Origin of the sequence: Pseudomonas rhizophila (assembly GCF_003033885.1) — a bacterium.
Taxonomy (GTDB): domain Bacteria; phylum Pseudomonadota; class Gammaproteobacteria; order Pseudomonadales; family Pseudomonadaceae; genus Aquipseudomonas; species Aquipseudomonas rhizophila.
In genome coordinates, this window is sequence record NZ_CP024081.1 from 1344981 (window position 1) to 1365166 (window position 20186).

Sequence of the window (20186 nt, forward strand, 5' to 3'; positions counted from 1 at the left end):
GACGGATCTCCTTGATAAATGCAGGGGTGAGACAGAACACTCTAACCGATTCATTCAGCGCAGGTTCAGAGAACGTTCAAGGGCCATTCAGGGACGGTTGGTTAACGTGGCTGTGACTTCACAAACCACCCACGTTGCACAGGAGCTTGAACATGACTCACATGAAAACTCTGCTGTTGGCTTTCACGGTGCTGGGCGCCAGCGCCATGGCCCACGCCGATGACAACTTCGCCAGCCTGACCCTCGGCCAGACCAGCGACAAGGTCAAGAAGTCCGACGCGCTGAACGCTAACCTCAATCACCCGAACGCCGACGGTATCATCGGCAAGGACACCACCTATGGCGTCCGACTGGGCCGGCAAAACGACCAGGGTCGCTACTACGCCACGTACGACAACGTTTCGGGCACTCACAATGGCATTAAATTGCGCCAGGAAAACCTGCTGGGCAGTTACGATATGTTCTATCCGGTCACCGGCAGCACCAAGCTGTTCGGCGGCGGTACGGCGGGCCTGACCAAACTGACCCAGGACTCCCCCGGCTATAGCCGTGACAGCGATATCGGCTACGCCGTGGGCTTGCAGGCCGGCATCCTGCAGAAGGTTTCACAAAACACCTCGCTGGAACTGGGTTACCGTTACCTGCGCAGCAACGCCAGCACCGAGATGAGCCCCCACGCAGGTGGCAAGGTTGGATCGCTGGACCTGACCAGCAGTGCCCAGACTTATCTCTCGGCCAACTACACGTTCTAAGGCTGGAAGGTGAGCGTGGTCAGCCGGATCGGCCCAAGACGATCCGGCGCCGCTTCTCGTAAACCGATGTGCATGACTGGACTGTTCGATTTGCCTGGGAGAGCCCCATGAAATTACTGGTCGTCGAAGACGAAGCCTTGCTGCGCCATCACCTGCAGACCCGTCTGACCGACAGCGGCCATGTGGTGCAGGCCGTGGCCAATGCCGAGGAGGCCTTGTATCAGGTCGCGCAATTCAATCACGACCTGGCGGTGATCGACCTGGGCTTGCCGGGCATCAGCGGGCTGGAGCTGATCCGCCGGTTGCGCTCCCAGGACAAGACCTTCCCGATCCTGATCCTTACTGCCCGCGGCAACTGGCAGGACAAGGTCGAAGGTCTGGCCGCCGGTGCCGACGACTACGTGGTCAAGCCGTTTCAGTTCGAAGAGCTGGAGGCCCGCCTGAACGCGTTGTTGCGCCGTTCCAGTGGTTTCACCCAGTCGACCATCGTGGCCGGTCCGTTGCTGTTGGACCTCAATCGCAAGCAAGCGTCCCTGGGTGAGGAAGCGTTGGCGCTGACGGCCTATGAATACCGCATCCTTGAATACCTGATGCGCCATCATCAGCAGGTGGTCGCCAAGGACCGCTTGATGGAGCAGCTTTACCCGGATGACGACGAGCGTGACCCCAATGTCATCGAAGTGCTGGTGGGGCGTCTGCGGCGCAAACTGGAAGCCCCGGCCGGCTTCAAACCGATCGAAACCGTGCGTGGCCTGGGTTACCTGTTCAACGAGCGTTGCCAGTGATTCGTTCGCTACGGCTGCGGTTGATGCTGGCCGCCATGACCCTGGCGGTGTTGTTCATGCTGGCACTGCTGCCGGCCATGCAAGGCGCGTTCAGCCTGGCCCTGCAGGAGTCCATCGAACAACGCCTGGCGTCGGACGTGACCACGCTCATTTCCGCTGCCCGCGTGGAAAACAACCGCTTGAAGATGCCGGCGCAATTGCCCGATGAGCGCTTTAACCTCGCCGACGCCCGTCTGCTGGGCTACATCTATGATCGCGACGGGCGCTTGGTGTGGCGGTCCAAGGCCACTCGGGAAGAGAACATCAATTACACGCCGCGCTACGACGGCCAGGGCAATCAGTTCGCGCGTATCCGCGAAGACAACGGCCAGGAGTTTTTCGTCTACGACGTCGAAGTCAAACTGCTCGGGGGCCAGAGCGCGGCGTTCAGTTTCGTCACCCTGCAACCGGTGCGCGATTACGAAGTGACGCTCGACGGCCTGCGGGAAAATCTCTACCTGGGCTTCGGTGCTGCGCTGGCAGTGTTGTTGGCCCTGTTGTGGATTGGCCTGAGCTGGGGACTTCGCGCGTTGAGGCGCCTGAGCCAGGAACTGGACGAAATCGAAAGCGGCAGCCGGGAAAGTCTCAGCACCGAGCACCCCCGGGAGCTGCTGCGCTTGACCGGTTCCCTCAACCGCCTGTTGCATGGCGAGCGGGAGCAGCGCAGCCGCTATCGTGACTCCCTCGATGACCTGGCCCATAGCCTGAAAACCCCGCTGGCGGTGCTGCAAGGCGTGAGTGAAGACATGGCCCGGCGCACCGAAGATCGTGGACAGGCCTGGGTGCTGCAAAGCCAGATCGAGCGCATGAGCCAGCAGATCGGCTATCAGTTGCAGCGCGCGAGCCTGCGCAAAAGTGGCCTGGTGCGCCATCAGGTGCGCTTGCGCCCGGTGCTGCAAAGCCTGTGCGATACGCTGGACAAGGTCTATCGCGACAAGCGCGTCCACGTCAGCTTCGATCTGCCGGAGCAGTGCCATGTGCCGATCGAGCAGGGCGCCTTGCTGGAAATGCTCGGCAATCTGTTGGAAAACGCCTATCGGCTGTGCCTGGGCGAGGTGCGCATCAGCGTGCATCAGACCCTCGGCGGTATTGAATTGTGTGTCGAGGATGACGGGCCAGGTGTGCCGCCGGATCAACGCGCACGGATTCTGCAGCGTGGCGAGCGGCTGGATCGCCAGCATCCGGGGCAGGGCATTGGGCTGGCGGTGGTCAAAGACATCATCGAAAGCTACGGCGCCCGGTTGACCCTGGGGGATTCAGAGTTGGGCGGGGCGGCATTTCGGATTCATTTTCCGGTGCTTTGACTGCTAACGGATACCTGCTGGAATCAGACCTGTGGGAGCATGGCTTGCCCGCGATGGCAGTCTCAGGGGCGCCATCGCGGGCAAGCCAAGCTCCCACATTTTGATCTGAGGGGCGCGCGGGTTGTGTGTCCACTGAAAATCAGCAAACCCTCCATCAACTCTCCTGCTCCCGATAAGCCCCCGGCGTCACCCCCGTCCATTTCTTGAATGCCCGGTGAAACGCCGACGGTTCAGAGAATCCCAGCTGTTCGGCAATCTGCTGCAACGACAGGTCCGCGCGTCCCAGATGGTAGATGGCGATATCCCGCCGCAGCTGATCCTTGAGTTCCTGGAAGCTGGTGCCTTCCTCCCGCAGATGCCGGCGCAACGTCTGCGGACTGATGTGCAGATGGGCGGCGACGGTGTCCAGATCCGGCCAGCGTGCGGCGTCGCGGCTGAGCAGGCGGCGTAGCTGGCTGCTCAGGCTGTTGCCATCGTCAGGGCGTGACAGCAGGTCGGCGGGGGAATGTTCGAGAAAGTGTTTGAGGGTTCGTTCGTCCTGCAGCAACGGCATATTCAGGTAACGACTGTGGAACAACAGGCTGCAACGTTGCGCCTGGAACACCAGCGGGCAGGGGAACAACAGATCGTACTCGGCCCCATGGGCGGGCTTGGCATAGCTGAATGTCGCCTGTTCCAGACCGATCCGCTGGCCGATCAGCCAACTGCCGAGGCGATGCCAGATCACCAGCAGGCTTTCGGCCAGGAAATGGTCGGGGTCGCGCAGTGTCGTTTCATCCAGGTTCAAACGCACCCGTTCCCCTTCGGCCTCAAGCGTCAGGCTCGGGGCGTCCGGGAAGAGGCTGTAGAACAACAACCCGCGCTGAAGTGCCTTGCCCAGGGTCCGGCAGTGGATCAACGCGTGACACATCATGGCAAACGTCCCGGGTTTACTGGGGGCCAGACCAAATCCCAGATACTCGTCCCCCAGTGCCAGCCGCAGGGCCTGCAACAGGCTGGCGAACTGCACTGGTGCTATGCGTGCTCGCGGCTCGTCCAACAGCTCGGGGCTGATGCCCAGCTGTTGCAACAAGGGAACGTAATCGAAACCTTGCCGGCGCGCACCACCCAGGGCGGCGCGGGCGAAGTGGCTGGCGATGGTGCGTTGGCGCATGGCAGGAATCCGTTTATTGAGCTGCCGATGGTAGCAGGGGCCTTCCGCTCGACAAGGCGGATATCCGCCAAATCCCGGAGCGAGAACGGCCTTGTGGGCGGGAATCCGCCATCTGCGTCTGGCTGTTCAGGTCTGTTTACTCGCGTGTAGCCCTTGTAGCTCAAGGGTTGTAGGCATTTTCCGGAAAATGGCATGGGCCTTGCGATAGGCATCCGCAGGTCTGCCGCCGTGCAGCCGCCAAAACAAATCCCTCCAGTGCAGGAGGGTTCGCAATTGAGGTTTCGTGGACGACAGGTGGATGTTGTCACACGGGACGCTTGAGGAAGGTTTGCCATGACGACTCGTCAGCCACTGTACAAATCCCTGTATTTCCAGGTGATCGTAGCCATTGCCATCGGCATTTTGCTCGGCCACTTCTATCCGCAGACCGGCGTTGCCCTCAAACCGCTGGGTGACGGATTCATCAAACTGATCAAAATGGTCATCGCTCCCATCATCTTCTGTACCGTTGTCAGCGGTATTGCCGGCATGCAGAACATGAAGTCGGTGGGCAAGACCGGTGGCTACGCGCTGCTGTACTTCGAAATCGTCTCCACGATCGCCCTGTTGATCGGTCTGGTCGTGGTCAACGTCGTGCAACCGGGCGCCGGCATGCACATCGATGTGACGACCCTGGACACCAGCAAGATCGCCGGTTACATCTCGGCCGGTAAAGACCAGAGCATCGTGGCCTTCATCCTCAACGTGATCCCGAACACCATCGTCGGCGCGTTCGCCAATGGCGATATCCTGCAAGTGCTGATGTTCTCGGTGATCTTCGGTTTCGCCCTGCATCGCCTGGGTGCCTACGGCAAGCCGGTGCTGGACTTCATCGATCGCTTCGCCCACGTGATGTTCAACATCATCAACATGATCATGAAACTGGCGCCCGTCGGTGCGTTCGGTGCCATGGCGTTCACTATCGGCGCCTACGGTGTCGGTTCGCTGGTGCAATTGGGCCAGTTGATGATCTGCTTCTACATCACCTGTGTGGTGTTCGTCCTGGTGGTGCTGGGCGCCATCTGCCGGGCCCACGGCTTCAGTGTCGTCAAGCTGATCCGTTACATCCGTGAAGAACTGCTGATCGTGCTGGGTACTTCCTCGTCGGAATCGGCCCTGCCACGCATGCTGATCAAGATGGAGCGTCTGGGTGCGCAGAAATCCGTGGTGGGTCTGGTGATCCCGACCGGCTACTCGTTCAACCTCGACGGCACTTCGATCTACCTGACCATGGCTGCGGTGTTCATCGCCCAGGCCACCGACACGCCGATGGACCTGACTCACCAGATCACCCTGTTGCTGGTGCTGCTGCTGTCGTCCAAAGGTGCTGCCGGCGTGACCGGTAGCGGCTTCATCGTGCTGGCGGCCACCCTGTCGGCCGTGGGTCATCTGCCAGTAGCCGGCCTGGCGCTGATCCTGGGTATCGACCGCTTCATGTCCGAAGCCCGCGCCCTGACCAACCTGGTGGGCAATGCTGTGGCCACCATCGTGGTTGCCAAGTGGGTCAAGGAACTGGACGTAGACCAGTTGCAGAGCGAACTGGCTTCCGGCGGTCGCGGCATCTCCGACACCCGTGAAGAAGACGACCTGGGCGTGGCCGAAGGCCCAACCCCTGCTGCTGTGAAGTAACCTTTCGCTGCAATAAAAAACCCGCTTCGGCGGGTTTTTTTATTTGAGGGATTTTTCAGTCGAGGATGCTGTTGCTGAGCGCAATGGTCAGCCAGACTGACACCTGCGGTAATTGCTCCACCGCCAACCCCTGCCTAGTCTTGAGGGCATCACCACGCGGAGATCGCCCATGCACGGCCCACTGGCATCGCTCAAGGTTCTGGACTTCTCGACCCTGCTGCCCGGCCCGTTCGCCTCATTGTTGCTGGCGGACATGGGGGCCGAGGTGTTGCGCATCGAGTCGCCGACCCGCCCGGATCTGTTACGGATACTGCCGCCCCATGATCAGGGCGTCTCGGCCAGCCATGCCTACCTCAACCGCAACAAGCGCAGCCTGGCCCTGGACCTCAAGCAGCCGGCGGCGCTGGAGGTGATCAAGCAGTTGCTGGGCGACCACGACATCCTGCTGGAACAGTTCCGCCCCGGTGTGATGGAGCGGCTGGGCCTGGGGTACGAAGCCTTGAAGGCGATCAATCCCCGATTGATCTACGTGTCCATCACCGGCTACGGCCAGACCGGGCCCTACAAGGACCGCGCCGGCCACGACATCAACTACCTGGCCCTGGCGGGACTGGCCAGCCACACCGGGCGTGCCGACGCTGGGCCATTGCCGCTGGGCATTCAGGCGGCGGACATCGCCGGTGGTTCCCTGCACGGGGTGATCGGGCTGTTGGCGGCGGTGATCGCCCGTCAGCAGACCGGGCAGGGCCAGCATCTGGACGTGAGCATGACCGACTGTGTGTTCAGCCTCAACGCTTTGGCCGGTGCCGGTTATCTGGCCTGCGGCGTGGCACCTGAGTGGGAAAACCAGATGCTCAACGGTGGCAGCTTCTATGACTATTACCGCACCCGGGATGGCCGTTGGATGTCGGTGGGCAGCCTGGAGCCGGTCTTCATGCAGGCGTTGTGCGAGACCCTGGGACGGCCGGAGCTGGCGGCCCAGGGGCTGTCGCCCCATCCAGATCAGCAACGGCAGCTAAAGCAGCAACTGCAGGCTGAATTCCAGAAGCATGATTTCGCTGAGCTGTGCCGGTTGTTTGCGGGGGTTGATGCTTGCGTCGAACCGGTGCTGAGCCTGGAAGAAACACTCAGGCATCCCCAGTTAGCGGCCCGGGACGTCGTGACCCTGGTGCCTCGTGGCGATGGCTCGAGCCAGGCGCAGATGGCCTGTCCGTTGAAGTTCTCGCAGGGCTTGCCCGAGCCTCGGCATATTGGCGCGGGGCTGGGAGCGCACACGGATCAGGTGTTGGGGGAGTTGGGGTTCAGTGTTGAGCGGATTGCGCAACTGCGCGATGCCGGGGTGGTTTTGTAGCGTTCTTTCGGGCCTCATCGCGAGCAAGCTCGCTCCCACACTGGATCTATAGCACTCACAGAATTCCTGTGGGAGCGAGCCTGCTCGCGATGGGGCCAGCCCAGACGCCACAAAAACCTGCTACTCCACCCGCGTCTCCCCACTGAACACCAAGGTATTGCGGCAACTGCGGCACAAATAGCGGCGCCCCTGACGTACCAGGCTGTGACGCTGGGCCGAGAAGGGGAAGTCGCTGCCGTCGCAGGGGCATTTGTAGATGTAACGGGTCACGCTGCGGCGCTTGATCTCGTAGGTATGGCAGCGGTTGGGCGGCAGTTCGTACACGCCGCGCATGATCAGTTGCCACTCTTCACCATGGGGCTGAATGCGTTCGCCGAATAGCTGATGGGCAATCAGGTGCGCAACCTCGTGGGCGACGGTCTGCTTGAGAAAGTCTTCGGCGTTTTCCCGGTACAACTGTGGATTGAAGCGCAGCAGATTCTCATGCAGGTGCGCGACACCGGCCTTCTGGCCACGCAATTTGAAGCTGACCACGGGACGTTTGAAAGGACGTTTGAAAAAGGTTTCGGCTTGTTGGTAACACTCTTCGACGCGGGTATTGAGTTGCTCAAGCATGCTGTACGGGTCTCCAGAGGCTTGAGTATGCCGCAAGCGCCGGCCGTTGCGAATCGCCCAGACGCCCAGTGGTCGTTTCGCCAGCGCCAAACACAGGAAGGCCGCCTTGCGGCGGCCTGTATTGGCAGATATTGCTTTGTTTTCAGAAGGGAACCCTGAGCGGGTTCGAACCCTTCAGTTGGTATACACCGGACCGACGCCCAGCCCCCAGACAATCACCGTAAACGCCATGATAGCCACCAGCACCACCAGGCCCACGGCGAGCACCGAACTGGAAAACAGAAAACCCTCGTCCTGAGGAATATTCATGAAAGTGGGCAGGCCCACATACAGCAGGTAGACGGTGTAGCAGATCGCTGCCGTACCGACGATCATCCCCAGCCACATGTGCGGATAGAGCGCCGCCAGGCCGCCGATGAACAAGGGGGTCGCGGTGTAAGTGGCGAATGCGACGCAGCGCGCCAGGCTCGGGTTGGCGTCATAGGTACGGGCCATCCAGTGCACGAAGGCGCCCATCACCGCCACACCGCCCAACATGGCGAGGTACGACATGATGGTCATCCACAACGCACTTTCCTGGGTCAGCATCACCGGAGGCCGGTTGCCGATGACCCATCCCACCTGCGTGGTGCCGATAAACGCCGATACCGCGGGAATGGCCGCCAGGATCAGCGTGTGGGTGAGGTACATGTGGCTGATGCTTTCCTCCTGATCGCCACGGATTTCTTTCCATTCTTGATCAGGGTGGGTAAAGAGCCCCACGACATGATGGATCATAGTCAGTCACTCCTTTGTTATTGCCATCGCCCCCCAACGGAGCGCCTACGGGCCAAACGGCCGAGTAAGTACAGGTCTGTAAGTGTGTGCGACCTTATGTCGCAGTATAGAAAGGAGTTCTCGCCAGGGGGATGGGGGGCTTAGAGCAAATCGCGCTGTAGGCGACGGTGTTAATCGCCGATGGGTCTGTGTACATCGTCTTTGGCGAACACACTGGCGTTGTGGCGAGGGGATTTATCCCCGCTGGGCTGCGCAGCAGCCCTCTGAGTCGGTCTGATGCCCCGCAGTAGTCTTTGGATAATGGGGCTGCTTCGCAGCCCAGCGGGGATAAATCCCCTCGCCACAAAAGGGCATGTCATCAGCCTTCGCCGACGGCGGATTTTTTGCGTAAAATGCCGGCCTTTCGTCACACCTCACGGATTTCGCGTCATGGGCACTCTTACGGTCAACCAGAACAAACTGCAAAAGCGCCTGCGCCGCCAGGCCGGTGAGGCGGTCGCTGATTTCAATATGATTGAAGACGGCGACAAGGTCATGGTTTGCCTGTCCGGCGGCAAGGACAGCTACACCTTGCTCGATGTGCTGATGCATTTGCAGAAGGTTGCGCCGATCAAGTTCGACATTGTCGCGGTGAACATGGACCAGAAGCAGCCCGGTTTCCCCGAGGATGTGTTGCCGGCCTACCTTCAATCGCTGGGCGTGGAGTATCACATCGTCGAGAAGGACACCTATTCGGTGGTCAAGGAACTGATCCCGGAAGGCAAGACCACCTGCTCGCTGTGCTCACGCCTGCGTCGTGGCACGCTCTACACCTTTGCCGACCAGATCGGCGCGACCAAGATGGCCCTGGGGCACCACCGCGACGACATCGTCGAGACCTTTTTCCTCAACATGTTCTACAACGGCTCGCTCAAAGCCATGCCGCCCAAGCTGCGCGCCGATGACGGGCGCAACGTGGTGATCCGCCCGCTGGCCTACTGCAGCGAGAAAGACATCCAGGCCTATTCGGACTTCAAGCAGTTCCCGATCATCCCTTGCAACCTGTGCGGCTCCCAGGAAAACCTGCAACGCCAGGTGGTCAAGGAGATGCTGCAGGAGTGGGAACGCAAGACCCCGGGCCGTACCGAGAGCATTTTCCGCGGCTTGCAGAACGTCGTTCCGTCGCAACTGGCGGACCGTAACCTGTTCGACTTCACCAACCTGCGCATCGACGAAAGCGCCACGCCGCGATTCGTCAACGTGGTGAACCTCTGACGAACTCAGCGGCTCCTATTCACGGCGCTCGTGGCCAGGTCACTTAGAGCGCCGTTTTCATTTCCGACCCCAGGAGAGGGCATGCGCGATTACAAGTGGCTGCACGAGTATTGTCTGAACCGCTTCGGTTCGGCGGCTAAACTGGAAGCCCACCTGCCTGTTCCCAAGACCCCGGCCCAACTGCGCAAGATCAGCGACGACCGCTACCTCTCGACCATGGCGCTGCGGGTGTTTCGCGCCGGGCTCAAGCACAGCCTGGTGGACGCCAAGTGGCCGGCGTTCGAGGAAGTGTTTTTCAAGTTCGACCCGGAAAAAGTCGTGCTGATGAGCGCCGAGCACCTGGAGCGGCTGATGCAGGACGCGCGGATCATCCGTCACTTGGGCAAGCTCAAGAGCGTGCCGCGCAACGCGCAATTGATACTGGACGTGGCCCATGAAAAAGGCAGCTTTGGCGCGCTGATCGCCGACTGGCCGGTGACCGACATCGTAGGCCTGTGGACCTACCTGAAAAAGCACGGCCATCAACTGGGCGGTCTGTCGGCTCCGCGTTTCCTGCGGATGATGGGCAAGGACACTTTTGTGCCCAGTTATGACGTGGTGGCGGCGCTCAATGCGCAGGACATCATCGACAAAGTTCCCACCAGCCTGCGGGATCTGGCGACGGTGCAGCAGGCCTTCAACCAGTGGCATGAAGAGAGTGGTGGAAGGCCCATGAGCCAGATTTCGATGATGCTGGCGTATACCGTCAATCATTGAGGCCGCATCGCGAGCAGGCTCGCTCCCACAGGGGATCTGTGAACGCCACAAATCTCATGTGGGAGCGAGCCTGCTCGCGATAGCCATCTATCAGGCGACGGAAATCTCGCCTTCTCCAGCCAACCGCCGGTTCAACTGAAACCGCCAGCGCACATACAGCAGCGCCGAGCAGAACACCGCCACGCTCGCCGCCATTTCCAGCAAACCGAACACCTGTCGGTTCGGGTCATAGGCCGCCAGCGCGCCTTTGATGAAGTACAGGTTTACCACAAAGCACATCCACGAATGCCCGCGGGGGCTGCCGCTGATCATGCCTGGCGCCAGTATCAGCAGCGGCACCAGCTCGATCAGCAGAATCACCCAGGGGCGCGCGCCGTGCAGGTCGGCGATCAGCAGGTAATACACACAGAGCAACCCCACCAGCCCGAAAAAGCACAGCAGGCTCAGGACCCGGGCGATGCGTACCCGCGGTTCCAGCCACTGAATGGGCGGCAGGATTTTCGGCTTCTTAGCCACGGCCGTTCTCCAGCAGTAGGGCGGTTTTTGCCAGGCGCAAGCCCAGTGCCCGGCACAGCGCCACTTCATGTTCGTTCAAGCCGCTTTTACCGTCGGCCCCGGCGTGATGGCTCGGGCCGTACGGCGTGCCTCCGCCCTCGGTTTCGATCAAGGCTGACTCGCTGTAGGGCAGGCCGGTGATCAGCATGCCGTGGTGCAACAGCGGCAGCATCATCGACAGCAAAGTGGTTTCCTGGCCGCCATGCAGGCTCGCGGTGGAAGTGAACACACCGGCCGGCTTACCCACGAGGGCGCCGGTCAGCCACAGGTTGCTGGTGCCATCGAGAAAGTATTTTAGCGGCGCGGCCATGTTGCCGAAACGGGTCGGACTGCCCAGGGCCAGGCCGGCGCAGTTTTTCAGGTCATCGAGGCTGGCGTACAGCGGGCCTTGTTCGGGAATGTCCGGCGATACCGCTTCGCACTCGGCGGAAATCGCCGGCACCGTGCGCAACCGCGCTTCCAGCCCGGCCTGCTCGATGCCCCGGGCGATCTGCCGGGCCATTTCGTTGGTCGAGCCACTGCGGCTGTAATACAACACCAGAATGTACGGTGTGCTCACGGCAGGATCTCCAGGATCTTCTCTGGCGGGCGGCCGATCACGGCCTTGTCAGCGGTTTCCAGAATCGGTCGTTCCATGAGTTTGGGGTGAGCGGCGATGGCGGCGATCAGTTGGGACTGGCTCAGGTTTTCATCGGCCAGGTTCAGGGTCTTGTATTCGTCCTCACCGGTGCGCAGCAGTTGCCGGGCAGTGATGCCGAGCTTGGCCAACAGGCGTTCCAACTGCGCTTCGTCGAGCGGGGTTTCCAGGTAGCGGACCACGGTGGGCGTCAGGCCACGGGCCTCCAACAGTTCCAGCGCACCGCGGGATTTGGAGCAGCGCGGGTTGTGATATAGCGTCAGATCGGTCATGAGCGGGTCGCATCTTGCGTAAGGTGGCGGCTATTCTACTGTGTCGCGAGGTACCAGGCACCTGAGACGGGCGCGTTCGAAAACGGTGGGCCGCGCCGACGTTCACATTCAATACAAGGATTGGCACATGGCAAGGCGATTGACGACGGCACTGGCATTCATGGGGATTTTGTTGCTCGCCGGCTGCGGGAATGACTACGGAGTTGACCAGAACGGTCAGGCTATCGCCTCAAAACGGCTGGATAAACAGTGGGTGGTGCTTAACTACTGGGCCGAGTGGTGCGCACCGTGCCGTACCGAAATCCCCGAGTTCAATGTCCTGGCCGAACAGCTCAAGGGCCGTAACGTGGGGGTGTTCGGGGTCAATTTTGATCAGGTGCAAGGTGAGGAGCTCAAGAGCGCCAGCGAGAAAATGGGCATCGGCTTCACCGTGCTGGCCCGTGACCCGGCCGACTTTTTTGATATCCCTCGCAGCGAAGGGTTACCGGTGACTTACATCATCGACAACCAGGGCAAGGTGCGCGAGCAGATGCTGGGGGAACAGACGGCGGCGGGGGTGATGGCCAAGCTTGAGGCGTTGCAGGCGTTCAAATAACCACCTGTGGGGCTAGGGTGGATACCTTGTGGCGAGGGGATTTATCCCCGCTGGCGCGCGCAGCGGCCCATACTTCTGTTTGCCACTGCGGTTTATCAGTCAAGGCGCTCGGGGCTGCTGCGCAGCCCAGCGGGGATAAATCCCCTCGCCACAAGGGATCTCGTCGTAGTTCGGGTCTCAACCTTCCTCCAGCCACCACCGCAGGGGCTTGCCCTGGGCCGGCCAGAAGCGCATTTGCTCAATGGGCGAGATGTCCCAGCGTTCGACCTTTTCCAGGGCCTGCAAAAAGCGCGTCTCCTGCTCCATCAGCGCCGGGGCGCAGAGTTTGCGGGTGCTGCCGATCTTGCCGAAGCTCAATCGGTGGCCTTCCAGGGTGTAGGGCGCGAACCAGTGGTTACAGCCGCCGTTGCCGTAGGCCCGACCGTCGTCCCCGAGGGTGATGGTCAGGTTGCTGTAGTCCATCAAGGGCCGTTCGCCAATCCATTCCAGGATGTAGCTGCGGTTTTGCTGCAATTGCACCGGCTCGGCGGCGCAACCCATCAGGCCGGCGCCGATCAGCGCGGTCAGGGCCAGGCGTTTCATCAGGCGGCTTCCTGGCAGGTCGGGCACAGGTGTTTTTCACCGACGGTGGTCCAGCCCAGCTCGGCAATGCGCGCGGTGGCGGCCGGCTTCTGCGCCTTGACGCCGAGCTTGGCGTCGACGGCAAATTCAAAGCTCAGTTGCTTGGCGCAGCGGTCGCAGTTGACCTGCCAGGTGTGGATCGCCAGCTCCCCGAACACCGGGCCGGTGGTCATGGCGGTCCATTGACCCATGGGCTTGAGCAAGTGCCGAACGGTGTCCACGGTCAGGCGCATGGACAAATCCTTGCTGCCTTTGAGGGTGACGAGCAGCACATCGTTGGCCTGAATCGAACCGCCGTTGCCGGTGACCTGATAACGGCCCGGCGCCAGGGCGCGGACCTCGGTCAGGGTGTGTTGCGGGTTCATCAGGGTGTAGCGGAAATCGTGTTCGGCCATGGGTCCTCCAGATAGGCGCGATATGCTAGCACGGGCCATGGGTTGGGATGATCCAGGCGACGAAATCCCCTGTGGGAGCGAGCCTGCTCGCGATAGCGGGGCGTCAGTCGACGCCATGCTGACAGGCCCATCGTAATCGCGAGCAGGCTCGCTCCCACAAGGGTAATGCTCAGCTGTCCACCAGGTTTTGTGGGGTGCCGGCGGCCCAGGCGCCGATGTTGTCCAGGGTTGTCGCGGCGATGGCGGCCAACGCTTCATGGGTCAGGAAGGCCTGATGCGCGGTGACCACCACGTTGGGGAACGTCAGCAACCGAGCCAGCACATCATCCTGCAAGGGCAGGTCGGAGCGGTCCTCGAAGAACAGTTGCGCTTCTTCCTCATAGACATCCAGCCCCAAATAACCCAACTGACCGCTTTTCAATGCCTCGATCAAGGCGGGTGTGTCCACCAGGCCGCCGCGTCCGGTGTTGATCAGCATCGCGCCACGTTGCATGGCAGCCAATGAATCGGCGTTGATCAAATGTCGGCTCTGCTCGTTGAGCGGGCAATGCAGGCTGATGATCTGTGCTTGCGCCAGCAGATCGGCCAAGGGCAGGTAGCGAGCGCCCAGGGCTTGGACCTGCGGGTTGGGGGACGGATCGTAGGCCAATAACCGGCAGCCGAAGCCGGCCATGATCCGCGCGAACGTCGCGCCGATCTGCCCGGTGCCGATCACGCCGACCGTCTTGCCCACCAGATCGAAACCGGTCAGCCCATGGAGGCTGAAATTGCCGTCCCGGGTGCGGTTGTAAGCGCGATGCAAGCAGCGATTGAGGGCCATGATCAGCGCCACGGCATGCTCGGCCACGGCATGGGGCGAATACGCCGGCACCCGGACGATACTCAACCCCAGCCGTTTGGCAGCGGCCAGGTCGACATGGTTATAGCCGGCAGAGCGCAGGGCGATCAGCCGCGTGCCGCCCTGTGCCAGCCGCTCCAGCACCGGGGCACTCAGGTCGTCGTTGATGAAGGCGCACACCACTTCATGGTGTTCGGCCAGGGCCACGGTGTCGAGGTTCAGGCGTGCCGGCTGAAACTGCAGTTCAAGGCCAGCGGGCGCCGGGGTTTTGCTGAAACTGTCGCGGTCGTAGGTCTGGCTGCTGAAAAGAATCGCGCGCATGGCGGCCTCCTGGCACAAAAGATAAGCCTCTAGGCGTTTAGATTTTCCTTGATCCCGGGTTTTGGGCTATTGCCCTGGATCAGGCGCTGATGCGTGCCTCGTTAGCCAGGCGGTCGATGGCACGTTCCAGTTCCTGCAAAGCGGCCTCGGCCTTGGGGTCCTGTTGCTTGAGCAGGGTCTCGCTGCGCTGGCAGGCGGCGCGCAATTGCGGCACCCCGCAGTAGCGAGTGGCGCCATGCAGGCGGTGGACACGTTCGATCAGGGCGTTGTGATCATTGGCCTCGCTGGCCTGGCGAATCGCTTCGCGGTCGGCTTCCAGGGACGCCAGCAACATCGCCAGCATGTCCGCCGCCAGATCGGCCTTGCCGGCGGCCAGGCGCAGGCCTTCTTCGTGATCGAGCACCAGCAGTTCGCTGCCGCCCTGAGCGTCGGTGCTCCGGTCCGGCGCCTGGTTACGCAGGGCCAGGCCGGTCCATTTAAGCACCACCTGGGCCAGTTGCCGTTCGCTGATGGGCTTGGTCAGGTAGTCATCCATGCCACTTTGCAGCAGGGCGCGTTTTTCGTTGGCCATGGCGTGGGCGGTGAGGGCGACGATTGGCAGCGGCGTGCAATGACGCTCGCTTTCCCATTGGCGGATCGCCTCGGTGCTCTGGCGACCGTCCATGCCGGGCATCTGGACATCCATCAGCACCAGGTCGAAGGTTTCCTTTTGCACGGCCTTGACCGCCGCATAACCGCTTTCCACCGCCAGCACCTTGGCGCCCATGTCTTCGAGCAGCGTTTGCACCAACAGCAGGTTGGCCGGGTTGTCGTCCACGCACAGCACTTTGGGTGCGCGGCTGCCCACCGGTTCGTTGGGTTCGTTGCGGGGCGGGCGCGGGTTGACCAGGTCGGAAAGCGAGCGGCGCAACTTGCGCGTGCAGGCCGGCTTGGCCTGCAATTGGCTGTGGGGGTTGGGCACGGAGAGGTGGTACAGCGTCTGTTCAGTGGTGGGGCACAGCACCAGTACCTTGCAGCCCAGATGCTCAAGATCCCAGATGTGTTGGCTGAGGCGTTCCGGCGGCATGTCGTTGCTGGTGATGCCCAGCACCGCCAGGTCGATCGCCTGATCGGTCTGGTGGGCGACGGTCACACCGTTGGTCAGGTTTTCCAGGGTGTTGAACGGTGTCACCACCAGACCGCAGTCCTCGAGCTGGTGTTGCAGGGCCTGACGGGCCAGTTCATGGTTTTCCAGCACCGCTACGCGCCGACCCAGTAGCGGCGGGCCAGGCAAATCTTCGGCGTCGTCACGGGTCTTGGGCAGGCGCAGGCTGATCCAGAACTCCGAGCCTTCGCCCGGCGTGCTGTCCACGCCGATTTCGCCACCCATCTGCTCCACCAGCCGCTTGGAAATCACCAGGCCCAAGCCGGTGCCACCCGGTTGCCGGGACAAGGAATTGTCGGCCTGGCTGAACGCCTGGAACAGGGCCCGCACGTCCTGGTTCGACAGGCCGATACCGGTGTCCTGAATGCTGATGCGCAGTTGCACGCTGTCTTCGTGTTCGTCTTCCATCATGGCGCGGGCGATGATGGTGCCTTCGCGGGTGAACTTGATGGCATTGCTCACCAGGTTGGTCAGGATCTGCTTGAGGCGCAGCGGATCACCCACCAGCGACAGGGGCGTGTCCCTGTAGACCAGGCTCACCAGCTCCAGTTGTTTGGCGTGGGCGGCGGGGGCGAGGATGGTCAGGGTGTCCTGCAACAAGTCCCGCAGGTTGAACGGAATGTTGTCCAGCACCAGTTTGCCGGCCTCGATCTTCGAGAAGTCGAGGATCTCGTTGATGATGCCCAGCAGGCTGTCGGCGGATTTTTCAATGGTGCCCAGGTAATCGAGCTGACGCGGGGTCAATTCGCTTTTCTGCAGCAGATGGGTGAAGCCGAGGATGCCGTTGAGCGGCGTACGGATTTCATGGCTCATGTTCGCCAGGAATTCGGACTTGATCCGGCTCGCTTCCAGGGCTTCCTTACGGGCCAGGTCCAGCTCGATGTTCTGGATCTCGATGGTTTCCAGATTCTGGCGCACGTCTTCAGTGGCCTGGTCGATGCTGTGCTGCAACTCTTCCTGGGCATTCTGCAAGGTGCTGGCCATGCGATTGATGCCCGACGCCAGCTCATCCAGTTCCTGGCTGCCCAGAGGCGGCAGACGGGTTTCCAGGTGACCGTCCTTGAGTTGCGCCACGGCTTGCTTGATCTGGCTCAGGGGTCGGTTGATCGTGCGACCCATACGCAACGCCAGCAGTGCGGTCAGGCACAGGCCGGCGCTGATCAACAGCAGGCTGGCGAACAGGCTGCGATAGCCGCGCAGCAACATGCCACTGTGGGACAACTCCAGTTCGACCCAACCCAGCAGCCGATCGGCTTCTTCGGGAATCAGCTCGCCGGCCAGGTTGCGGTGCTTGCCGAATACTGGCAGCAGGTAACGCGTGGCATCGTTGCCGGTGCGTTGCAGCAATTGGGCACTGTTGCCCTCCGGGGCTCGGTTGAGCATCGTCGGGCCGGCGTGGGCCAGCGATGTGCGATCGGGAGCCAGGAAGGTCACGGCGCGCACATCCGCTTGCTCGAGAGACTGGGTGGCGATCCGCTCCAGCAGATCGGTGTCCTGGTGGCTCATGGCCGGGGCGACCAGCGGCGCCAGCTGTTCGGCGATCATCTCGCCACGCTGCAGCAACTGGGCATGCAAGTCCGATTGCTGCATCCAGGTGAAGTAGCCGCCCAGGACCAGCGCCATCAGGCTGGTCGGCAACAGGGTCAGCAACAGCACGCGGCCTTTGATTCCCAGTTTCTTGAGCACACTTTTCTCCTGCATCCAGCGGTCTGTTTGAGCTTTGCGCGCATCCGGCACGCAATACCTGCGCAGTGTAGCGACTTGCGGGCAGGCAATCTTCGTAAAATTCATGTCGCCGTGCATCGGTCTCGCCGGTTGCCGTGCCTCGGCGATCCCTTCAATCAGGATTTCTGAGTGGCAGCTTGCAGCCCACTTTCGTTGCTTATTCCCATAAGCCATAACCACCACACTTTGCGTGATATGGCCGGGCAAGGTTTGCCGGTATGATAGGCGCCCCCGCAGTCCGGATTGCGAATACGCCATGACCGTGCAGTACCCCACTATCGCCGATTGCGTCGGCAACACTCCGCTGGTTCGTTTGCAGCGCCTGCCTGGCGTGACCAGCAACACGCTTTTGCTCAAGCTCGAAGGGAATAACCCGGCGGGTTCGGTCAAGGACCGGCCGGCGCTGTCGATGCTCACCCGTGGCGAATTGCGCGGGCAGATCCGCCCCGGCGATACGCTGATCGAGGCGACTTCCGGTAACACCGGCATCGCCCTGGCCATGGCGGCGGCGATCAAGGGCTACAAGATGATCCTGATCATGCCCGACAACTCCAGTGCCGAGCGCAAGGCCGCAATGACCGCCTATGGCGCCGAATTGATCCTGGTGAGCAAAGACGAAGGCATGGAGGGCGCCCGGGACCTGGCCGAGCGGATGCAGGCCGAGGGTCGCGGCAAGGTGCTCGACCAGTTCGCCAATGGTGACAACCCCGAAGCCCACTACACCACCACTGGCCCTGAGATCTGGCGCCAGACCGATGGCACCATCACCCATTTCGTCAGCTCGATGGGCACCACCGGCACCATCATGGGCACCTCGCGCTATTTGAAAGAACAGAACCCGAACGTGCAGATCATCGGCCTGCAACCGATGGAAGGCTCGGCCATCCCCGGCATCCGTCGCTGGCCCGAGGAGTATCTGCCGAAAATCTACCAGGCCGACCGCGTGGACCGCATTATCGACATGGCCCAGAGCGAGGCGGAGGACATCACCCGTCGTCTGGCCCGTGAAGAAGGCATCTTTTGCGGCGTGTCTTCGGGCGGTGCCGTGGCGGGCATGCTGCGCTTGTCCCAGGAAGTCGAAAACGCGGTCATTGTCGCGATCATCTGCGACCGCGGCGACCGCTACTTGTCGACCGGCATTTTCGACGCGCCCAACTGATGGCCAAGCAAGAAAGAGGTCTGCGCTTCCAGCCCAGCGGCGGAAGCCGGGCCCCGCAGGTGCCCACCGGAAAGAAGCAGCGCTTGACCATCGAACGCTTGGCCAACGATGGCCGGGGCATTGCCTTTCTGGACGGGCGCACCTGGTTCGTGATCGGCGCCCTGGCCGGCGAAGAGGTCGAGGCGCGGGTGCTGGGGGCCCATGGCAAAGTGGTCGAGGCCCGCGCTGAGCGAGTGTTCCTGTCCAGTGAACTGCGCCGTGCGGCGCCGTGCGTGCATGCCGGTCGCTGCGGCGGTTGCAGCGTCCAGCATTTGCCCCACAACGAACAGCTCGCCCTGAAACAGCGCATGCTCGCCGAGCAGTTGTCGCGGGTCGCCGGCGTGCAGCCGGATGAATGGGCTGCGCCATTGAGCGGGCCGGAACTGGGTTACCGGCGTCGTGCCCGCGTGGCGGTGCGCTGGGATCAGAAGGCAAAAAAACTCGAAGTGGGTTTTCGTGCCGTCGGCAGCCAGGACATCGTGGCCATCGGCGATTGCCCGGTACTGGTACAACCCTTGCAGCCGATCATGAGTCGCTTGCCGGACATGCTCCGTCGCCTGAGCAAGCCCCAGGCGCTGGGGCATGTGGAATTGTTTGCTGGCTCGTCCCTGGCGGTGTTGCTGCGGCACGTGTCGCCACTGTCGGCGCCTGACCTGACGATTCTCAAGGATTTCTGCGCCGCCCACCAAGCCCAGTTGTGGCTGCAGGGTGAGGGCGAGCCGCAACCGGTCGAACCGGGACAGACGCTGGGTTATCGCCTTGAGACTTGGGACCTGGAGCTGGCTTACCGGCCGGGGGATTTCATCCAGGTCAATGCCGGGGTCAACGAGGCGATGGTGGCCCAAGCCCTGGAGTGGCTCGCGCCCCGAGCCGAGGAGCGGGTGCTGGACTTGTTCTGCGGCCTGGGCAACTTTGCCTTGCCCCTGGCCAAGGCGGTGCGCCAAGTGGTGGCGGTGGAAGGTGTACAGGCCATGGTTGACCGCGCGGCGGCCAATGCCGTCAGCAACAATTTGAATAACACTGCCTTTTTTCAGGCCGATTTATCCCAGCCGTTGTCGGGTGCCGAGTGGGTCGGCGAAGGCTTTTCTGCGGTACTCTTGGACCCACCCCGCGACGGTGCTTTCGAGGTGGTGCGCAAACTGGCATCCCTGGGCGCCAGACGGTTGGTATATGTATCGTGCAACCCGGCAACTTTGGCCCGGGACACGGTCGAATTGATCAAGCAGGGCTACCGGTTAAAACGTGCCGGGATTCTCGATATGTTTCCTCAGACGGCACATGTCGAGGCCATGGCGTTATTTGAAGCGAGCCAGGATGGCTTGTCCGACTGACCCGTTCGTGCCAACCGCCACAGCCCTGGGCGGGGACACGGGCAACGAAGGTCAGCGTTATTGACGCATTGAATCTGCGTCATAGGGAAGGTATGTAAAG

20 protein-coding genes are annotated in these 20186 nt (G+C 61.8%); 10 read left to right on the forward strand and 10 right to left on the reverse strand.

Going from position 1 to position 20186, the window contains the following annotated elements:
* Positions 1–152: 152 nt before the first annotated feature.
* The 3 genes from CRX69_RS06240 to CRX69_RS06250 all read left to right on the forward strand — a co-directional run bounded on the left by CRX69_RS06240 (position 153) and on the right by CRX69_RS06250 (position 2880).
* Complete coding sequence (locus CRX69_RS06240; RefSeq protein ID WP_107321731.1) at positions 153–752, forward strand: hypothetical protein; 600 nt, start codon at positions 153–155, stop codon at positions 750–752.
* A 107-nt stretch (positions 753–859) separates the two neighbouring features.
* The gene (locus tag CRX69_RS06245) at positions 860–1537 is read left to right on the forward strand and encodes a response regulator (RefSeq protein WP_047228749.1); all 678 of its coding nucleotides are present in this window, start codon (positions 860–862) and stop codon (positions 1535–1537) included.
* Complete coding sequence (locus CRX69_RS06250) at positions 1534–2880, forward strand: ATP-binding protein (RefSeq protein ID WP_047228748.1); 1347 nt, start codon at positions 1534–1536, stop codon at positions 2878–2880. The genes CRX69_RS06245 and CRX69_RS06250 overlap by 4 nt, the downstream gene beginning before the upstream one ends.
* Positions 2881–3034: 154 nt before the next feature.
* Here CRX69_RS06250 and CRX69_RS06255 read toward each other — a convergent pair whose 3' ends face one another.
* Positions 3035–4033, reverse strand: coding sequence for an AraC family transcriptional regulator (locus CRX69_RS06255; protein WP_076383750.1), 999 nt, complete (start codon positions 4031–4033; stop codon positions 3035–3037).
* 333 nt (positions 4034–4366) lie between these two features.
* On the opposite strand from CRX69_RS06255, the gene CRX69_RS06260 reads away from it, so the two are divergent.
* The gene (locus CRX69_RS06260) at positions 4367–5701 is read left to right on the forward strand and encodes a dicarboxylate/amino acid:cation symporter (protein ID WP_047228746.1); all 1335 of its coding nucleotides are present in this window, start codon (positions 4367–4369) and stop codon (positions 5699–5701) included.
* 169 nt (positions 5702–5870) lie between these two features.
* On the forward strand, positions 5871–7052 hold the full coding sequence (locus CRX69_RS06265) for a CaiB/BaiF CoA transferase family protein (protein ID WP_107321732.1): 1182 nt from the start codon (positions 5871–5873) through the stop codon (positions 7050–7052).
* A 120-nt stretch (positions 7053–7172) separates the two neighbouring features.
* Here the strand turns inward: CRX69_RS06265 and CRX69_RS06270 are convergent, their stop codons facing one another.
* On the reverse strand, positions 7173–7667 hold the full coding sequence (locus tag CRX69_RS06270) for a SprT family zinc-dependent metalloprotease (RefSeq protein ID WP_047228744.1): 495 nt from the start codon (positions 7665–7667) through the stop codon (positions 7173–7175).
* 174 nt (positions 7668–7841) lie between these two features.
* Positions 7842–8444 (reverse strand): Yip1 family protein, encoded by a 603-nt coding sequence (locus CRX69_RS06275; protein ID WP_047228743.1) that lies wholly within the window; start codon positions 8442–8444, stop codon positions 7842–7844.
* Positions 8445–8873: 429 nt separating this feature from the next.
* On the opposite strand from CRX69_RS06275, the gene ttcA reads away from it, so the two are divergent.
* Positions 8874–9698, forward strand: a complete 825-nt coding sequence (gene ttcA, locus CRX69_RS06280) for a tRNA 2-thiocytidine(32) synthetase TtcA (RefSeq protein ID WP_047228742.1) — start codon at positions 8874–8876, stop codon at positions 9696–9698.
* Between the two features lie 81 nt (positions 9699–9779).
* Positions 9780–10454, forward strand: a complete 675-nt coding sequence (locus CRX69_RS06285; RefSeq protein ID WP_047228741.1) for a DNA-3-methyladenine glycosylase I — start codon at positions 9780–9782, stop codon at positions 10452–10454.
* A 90-nt stretch (positions 10455–10544) separates the two neighbouring features.
* Here the strand turns inward: CRX69_RS06285 and CRX69_RS06290 are convergent, their stop codons facing one another.
* From CRX69_RS06290 to arsC, 3 genes are read right to left on the reverse strand one after another with little or no spacing between them, the layout of a single operon-like run.
* Positions 10545–10970: a DUF2069 domain-containing protein gene (locus CRX69_RS06290; protein ID WP_076383754.1), complete on the reverse strand. Its 426-nt coding sequence runs from the start codon at positions 10968–10970 to the stop codon at positions 10545–10547.
* Entirely contained in the window at positions 10963–11568 is a 606-nt protein-coding gene (gene wrbA / locus CRX69_RS06295) for an NAD(P)H:quinone oxidoreductase (RefSeq protein WP_047228739.1), read from the reverse strand. The genes CRX69_RS06290 and wrbA overlap by 8 nt, the downstream gene beginning before the upstream one ends.
* On the reverse strand, positions 11565–11918 hold the full coding sequence (gene arsC / locus CRX69_RS06300; RefSeq protein ID WP_107321733.1) for an arsenate reductase (glutaredoxin): 354 nt from the start codon (positions 11916–11918) through the stop codon (positions 11565–11567). The genes wrbA and arsC overlap by 4 nt, the downstream gene beginning before the upstream one ends.
* A 127-nt stretch (positions 11919–12045) precedes the next feature.
* Here arsC and CRX69_RS06305 point away from each other — a divergent pair, with 127 nt between their 5' ends.
* Positions 12046–12513, forward strand: a complete 468-nt coding sequence (locus CRX69_RS06305) for a TlpA family protein disulfide reductase (protein WP_107321734.1) — start codon at positions 12046–12048, stop codon at positions 12511–12513.
* Positions 12514–12690: 177 nt separating this feature from the next.
* Here the strand turns inward: CRX69_RS06305 and CRX69_RS06315 are convergent, their stop codons facing one another.
* The 4 genes from CRX69_RS06315 to CRX69_RS06330 form a co-directional block, all read right to left on the reverse strand.
* Positions 12691–13095, reverse strand: a complete 405-nt coding sequence (locus CRX69_RS06315) for an META domain-containing protein (RefSeq protein ID WP_047228736.1) — start codon at positions 13093–13095, stop codon at positions 12691–12693.
* Positions 13095–13529, reverse strand: a complete 435-nt coding sequence (locus tag CRX69_RS06320) for a hypothetical protein (RefSeq protein ID WP_047228735.1) — start codon at positions 13527–13529, stop codon at positions 13095–13097. The genes CRX69_RS06315 and CRX69_RS06320 overlap by 1 nt, the downstream gene beginning before the upstream one ends.
* Positions 13530–13698: 169 nt before the next feature.
* Positions 13699–14688, reverse strand: a complete 990-nt coding sequence (locus CRX69_RS06325; protein WP_107321736.1) for a 2-hydroxyacid dehydrogenase — start codon at positions 14686–14688, stop codon at positions 13699–13701.
* 79 nt (positions 14689–14767) lie between these two features.
* Positions 14768–17518: a response regulator gene (locus CRX69_RS06330; protein ID WP_076386570.1), complete on the reverse strand. Its 2751-nt coding sequence runs from the start codon at positions 17516–17518 to the stop codon at positions 14768–14770.
* A gap of 295 nt (positions 17519–17813) precedes the next feature.
* Here CRX69_RS06330 and cysM point away from each other — a divergent pair, with 295 nt between their 5' ends.
* Both cysM and rlmD read left to right on the forward strand, forming a co-directional pair.
* Positions 17814–18716, forward strand: a complete 903-nt coding sequence (cysM, locus tag CRX69_RS06335) for a cysteine synthase CysM (RefSeq protein ID WP_047228733.1) — start codon at positions 17814–17816, stop codon at positions 18714–18716.
* Positions 18716–20086, forward strand: coding sequence for a 23S rRNA (uracil(1939)-C(5))-methyltransferase RlmD (gene rlmD, locus CRX69_RS06340; protein WP_076383758.1), 1371 nt, complete (start codon positions 18716–18718; stop codon positions 20084–20086). The genes cysM and rlmD overlap by 1 nt, the downstream gene beginning before the upstream one ends.
* The last annotated feature ends 100 nt before the right edge of the window (positions 20087–20186 follow it).

Bases quoted from the DNA above. Each gene is read 5' to 3' on its own strand.
- CRX69_RS06240 (WP_107321731.1), top strand. From the start codon at position 153: ATGACTCACATGAAAACTCTGCTGTTGGCTTTCACGGTGCTGGGCGCC.
- CRX69_RS06245 (WP_047228749.1), top strand. From the start codon at position 860: ATGAAATTACTGGTCGTCGAAGACGAAGCCTTGCTGCGCCATCACCTG.
- CRX69_RS06255 (WP_076383750.1), bottom strand. From the start codon at position 4,033: ATGCGCCAACGCACCATCGCCAGCCACTTCGCCCGCGCCGCCCTGGGT.
- CRX69_RS06260 (WP_047228746.1), top strand. From the start codon at position 4,367: ATGACGACTCGTCAGCCACTGTACAAATCCCTGTATTTCCAGGTGATC.
- CRX69_RS06265 (WP_107321732.1), top strand. From the start codon at position 5,871: ATGCACGGCCCACTGGCATCGCTCAAGGTTCTGGACTTCTCGACCCTG.
- CRX69_RS06270 (WP_047228744.1), bottom strand. From the start codon at position 7,667: ATGCTTGAGCAACTCAATACCCGCGTCGAAGAGTGTTACCAACAAGCC.
- CRX69_RS06275 (WP_047228743.1), bottom strand. From the start codon at position 8,444: ATGATCCATCATGTCGTGGGGCTCTTTACCCACCCTGATCAAGAATGG.
- ttcA (WP_047228742.1), top strand. From the start codon at position 8,874: ATGGGCACTCTTACGGTCAACCAGAACAAACTGCAAAAGCGCCTGCGC.
- CRX69_RS06285 (WP_047228741.1), top strand. From the start codon at position 9,780: ATGCGCGATTACAAGTGGCTGCACGAGTATTGTCTGAACCGCTTCGGT.
- arsC (WP_107321733.1), bottom strand. From the start codon at position 11,918: ATGACCGATCTGACGCTATATCACAACCCGCGCTGCTCCAAATCCCGC.
- CRX69_RS06305 (WP_107321734.1), top strand. From the start codon at position 12,046: ATGGCAAGGCGATTGACGACGGCACTGGCATTCATGGGGATTTTGTTG.
- CRX69_RS06315 (WP_047228736.1), bottom strand. From the start codon at position 13,095: ATGAAACGCCTGGCCCTGACCGCGCTGATCGGCGCCGGCCTGATGGGT.
- CRX69_RS06320 (WP_047228735.1), bottom strand. From the start codon at position 13,529: ATGGCCGAACACGATTTCCGCTACACCCTGATGAACCCGCAACACACC.
- CRX69_RS06325 (WP_107321736.1), bottom strand. From the start codon at position 14,688: ATGCGCGCGATTCTTTTCAGCAGCCAGACCTACGACCGCGACAGTTTC.
- cysM (WP_047228733.1), top strand. From the start codon at position 17,814: ATGACCGTGCAGTACCCCACTATCGCCGATTGCGTCGGCAACACTCCG.
- rlmD (WP_076383758.1), top strand. From the start codon at position 18,716: ATGGCCAAGCAAGAAAGAGGTCTGCGCTTCCAGCCCAGCGGCGGAAGC.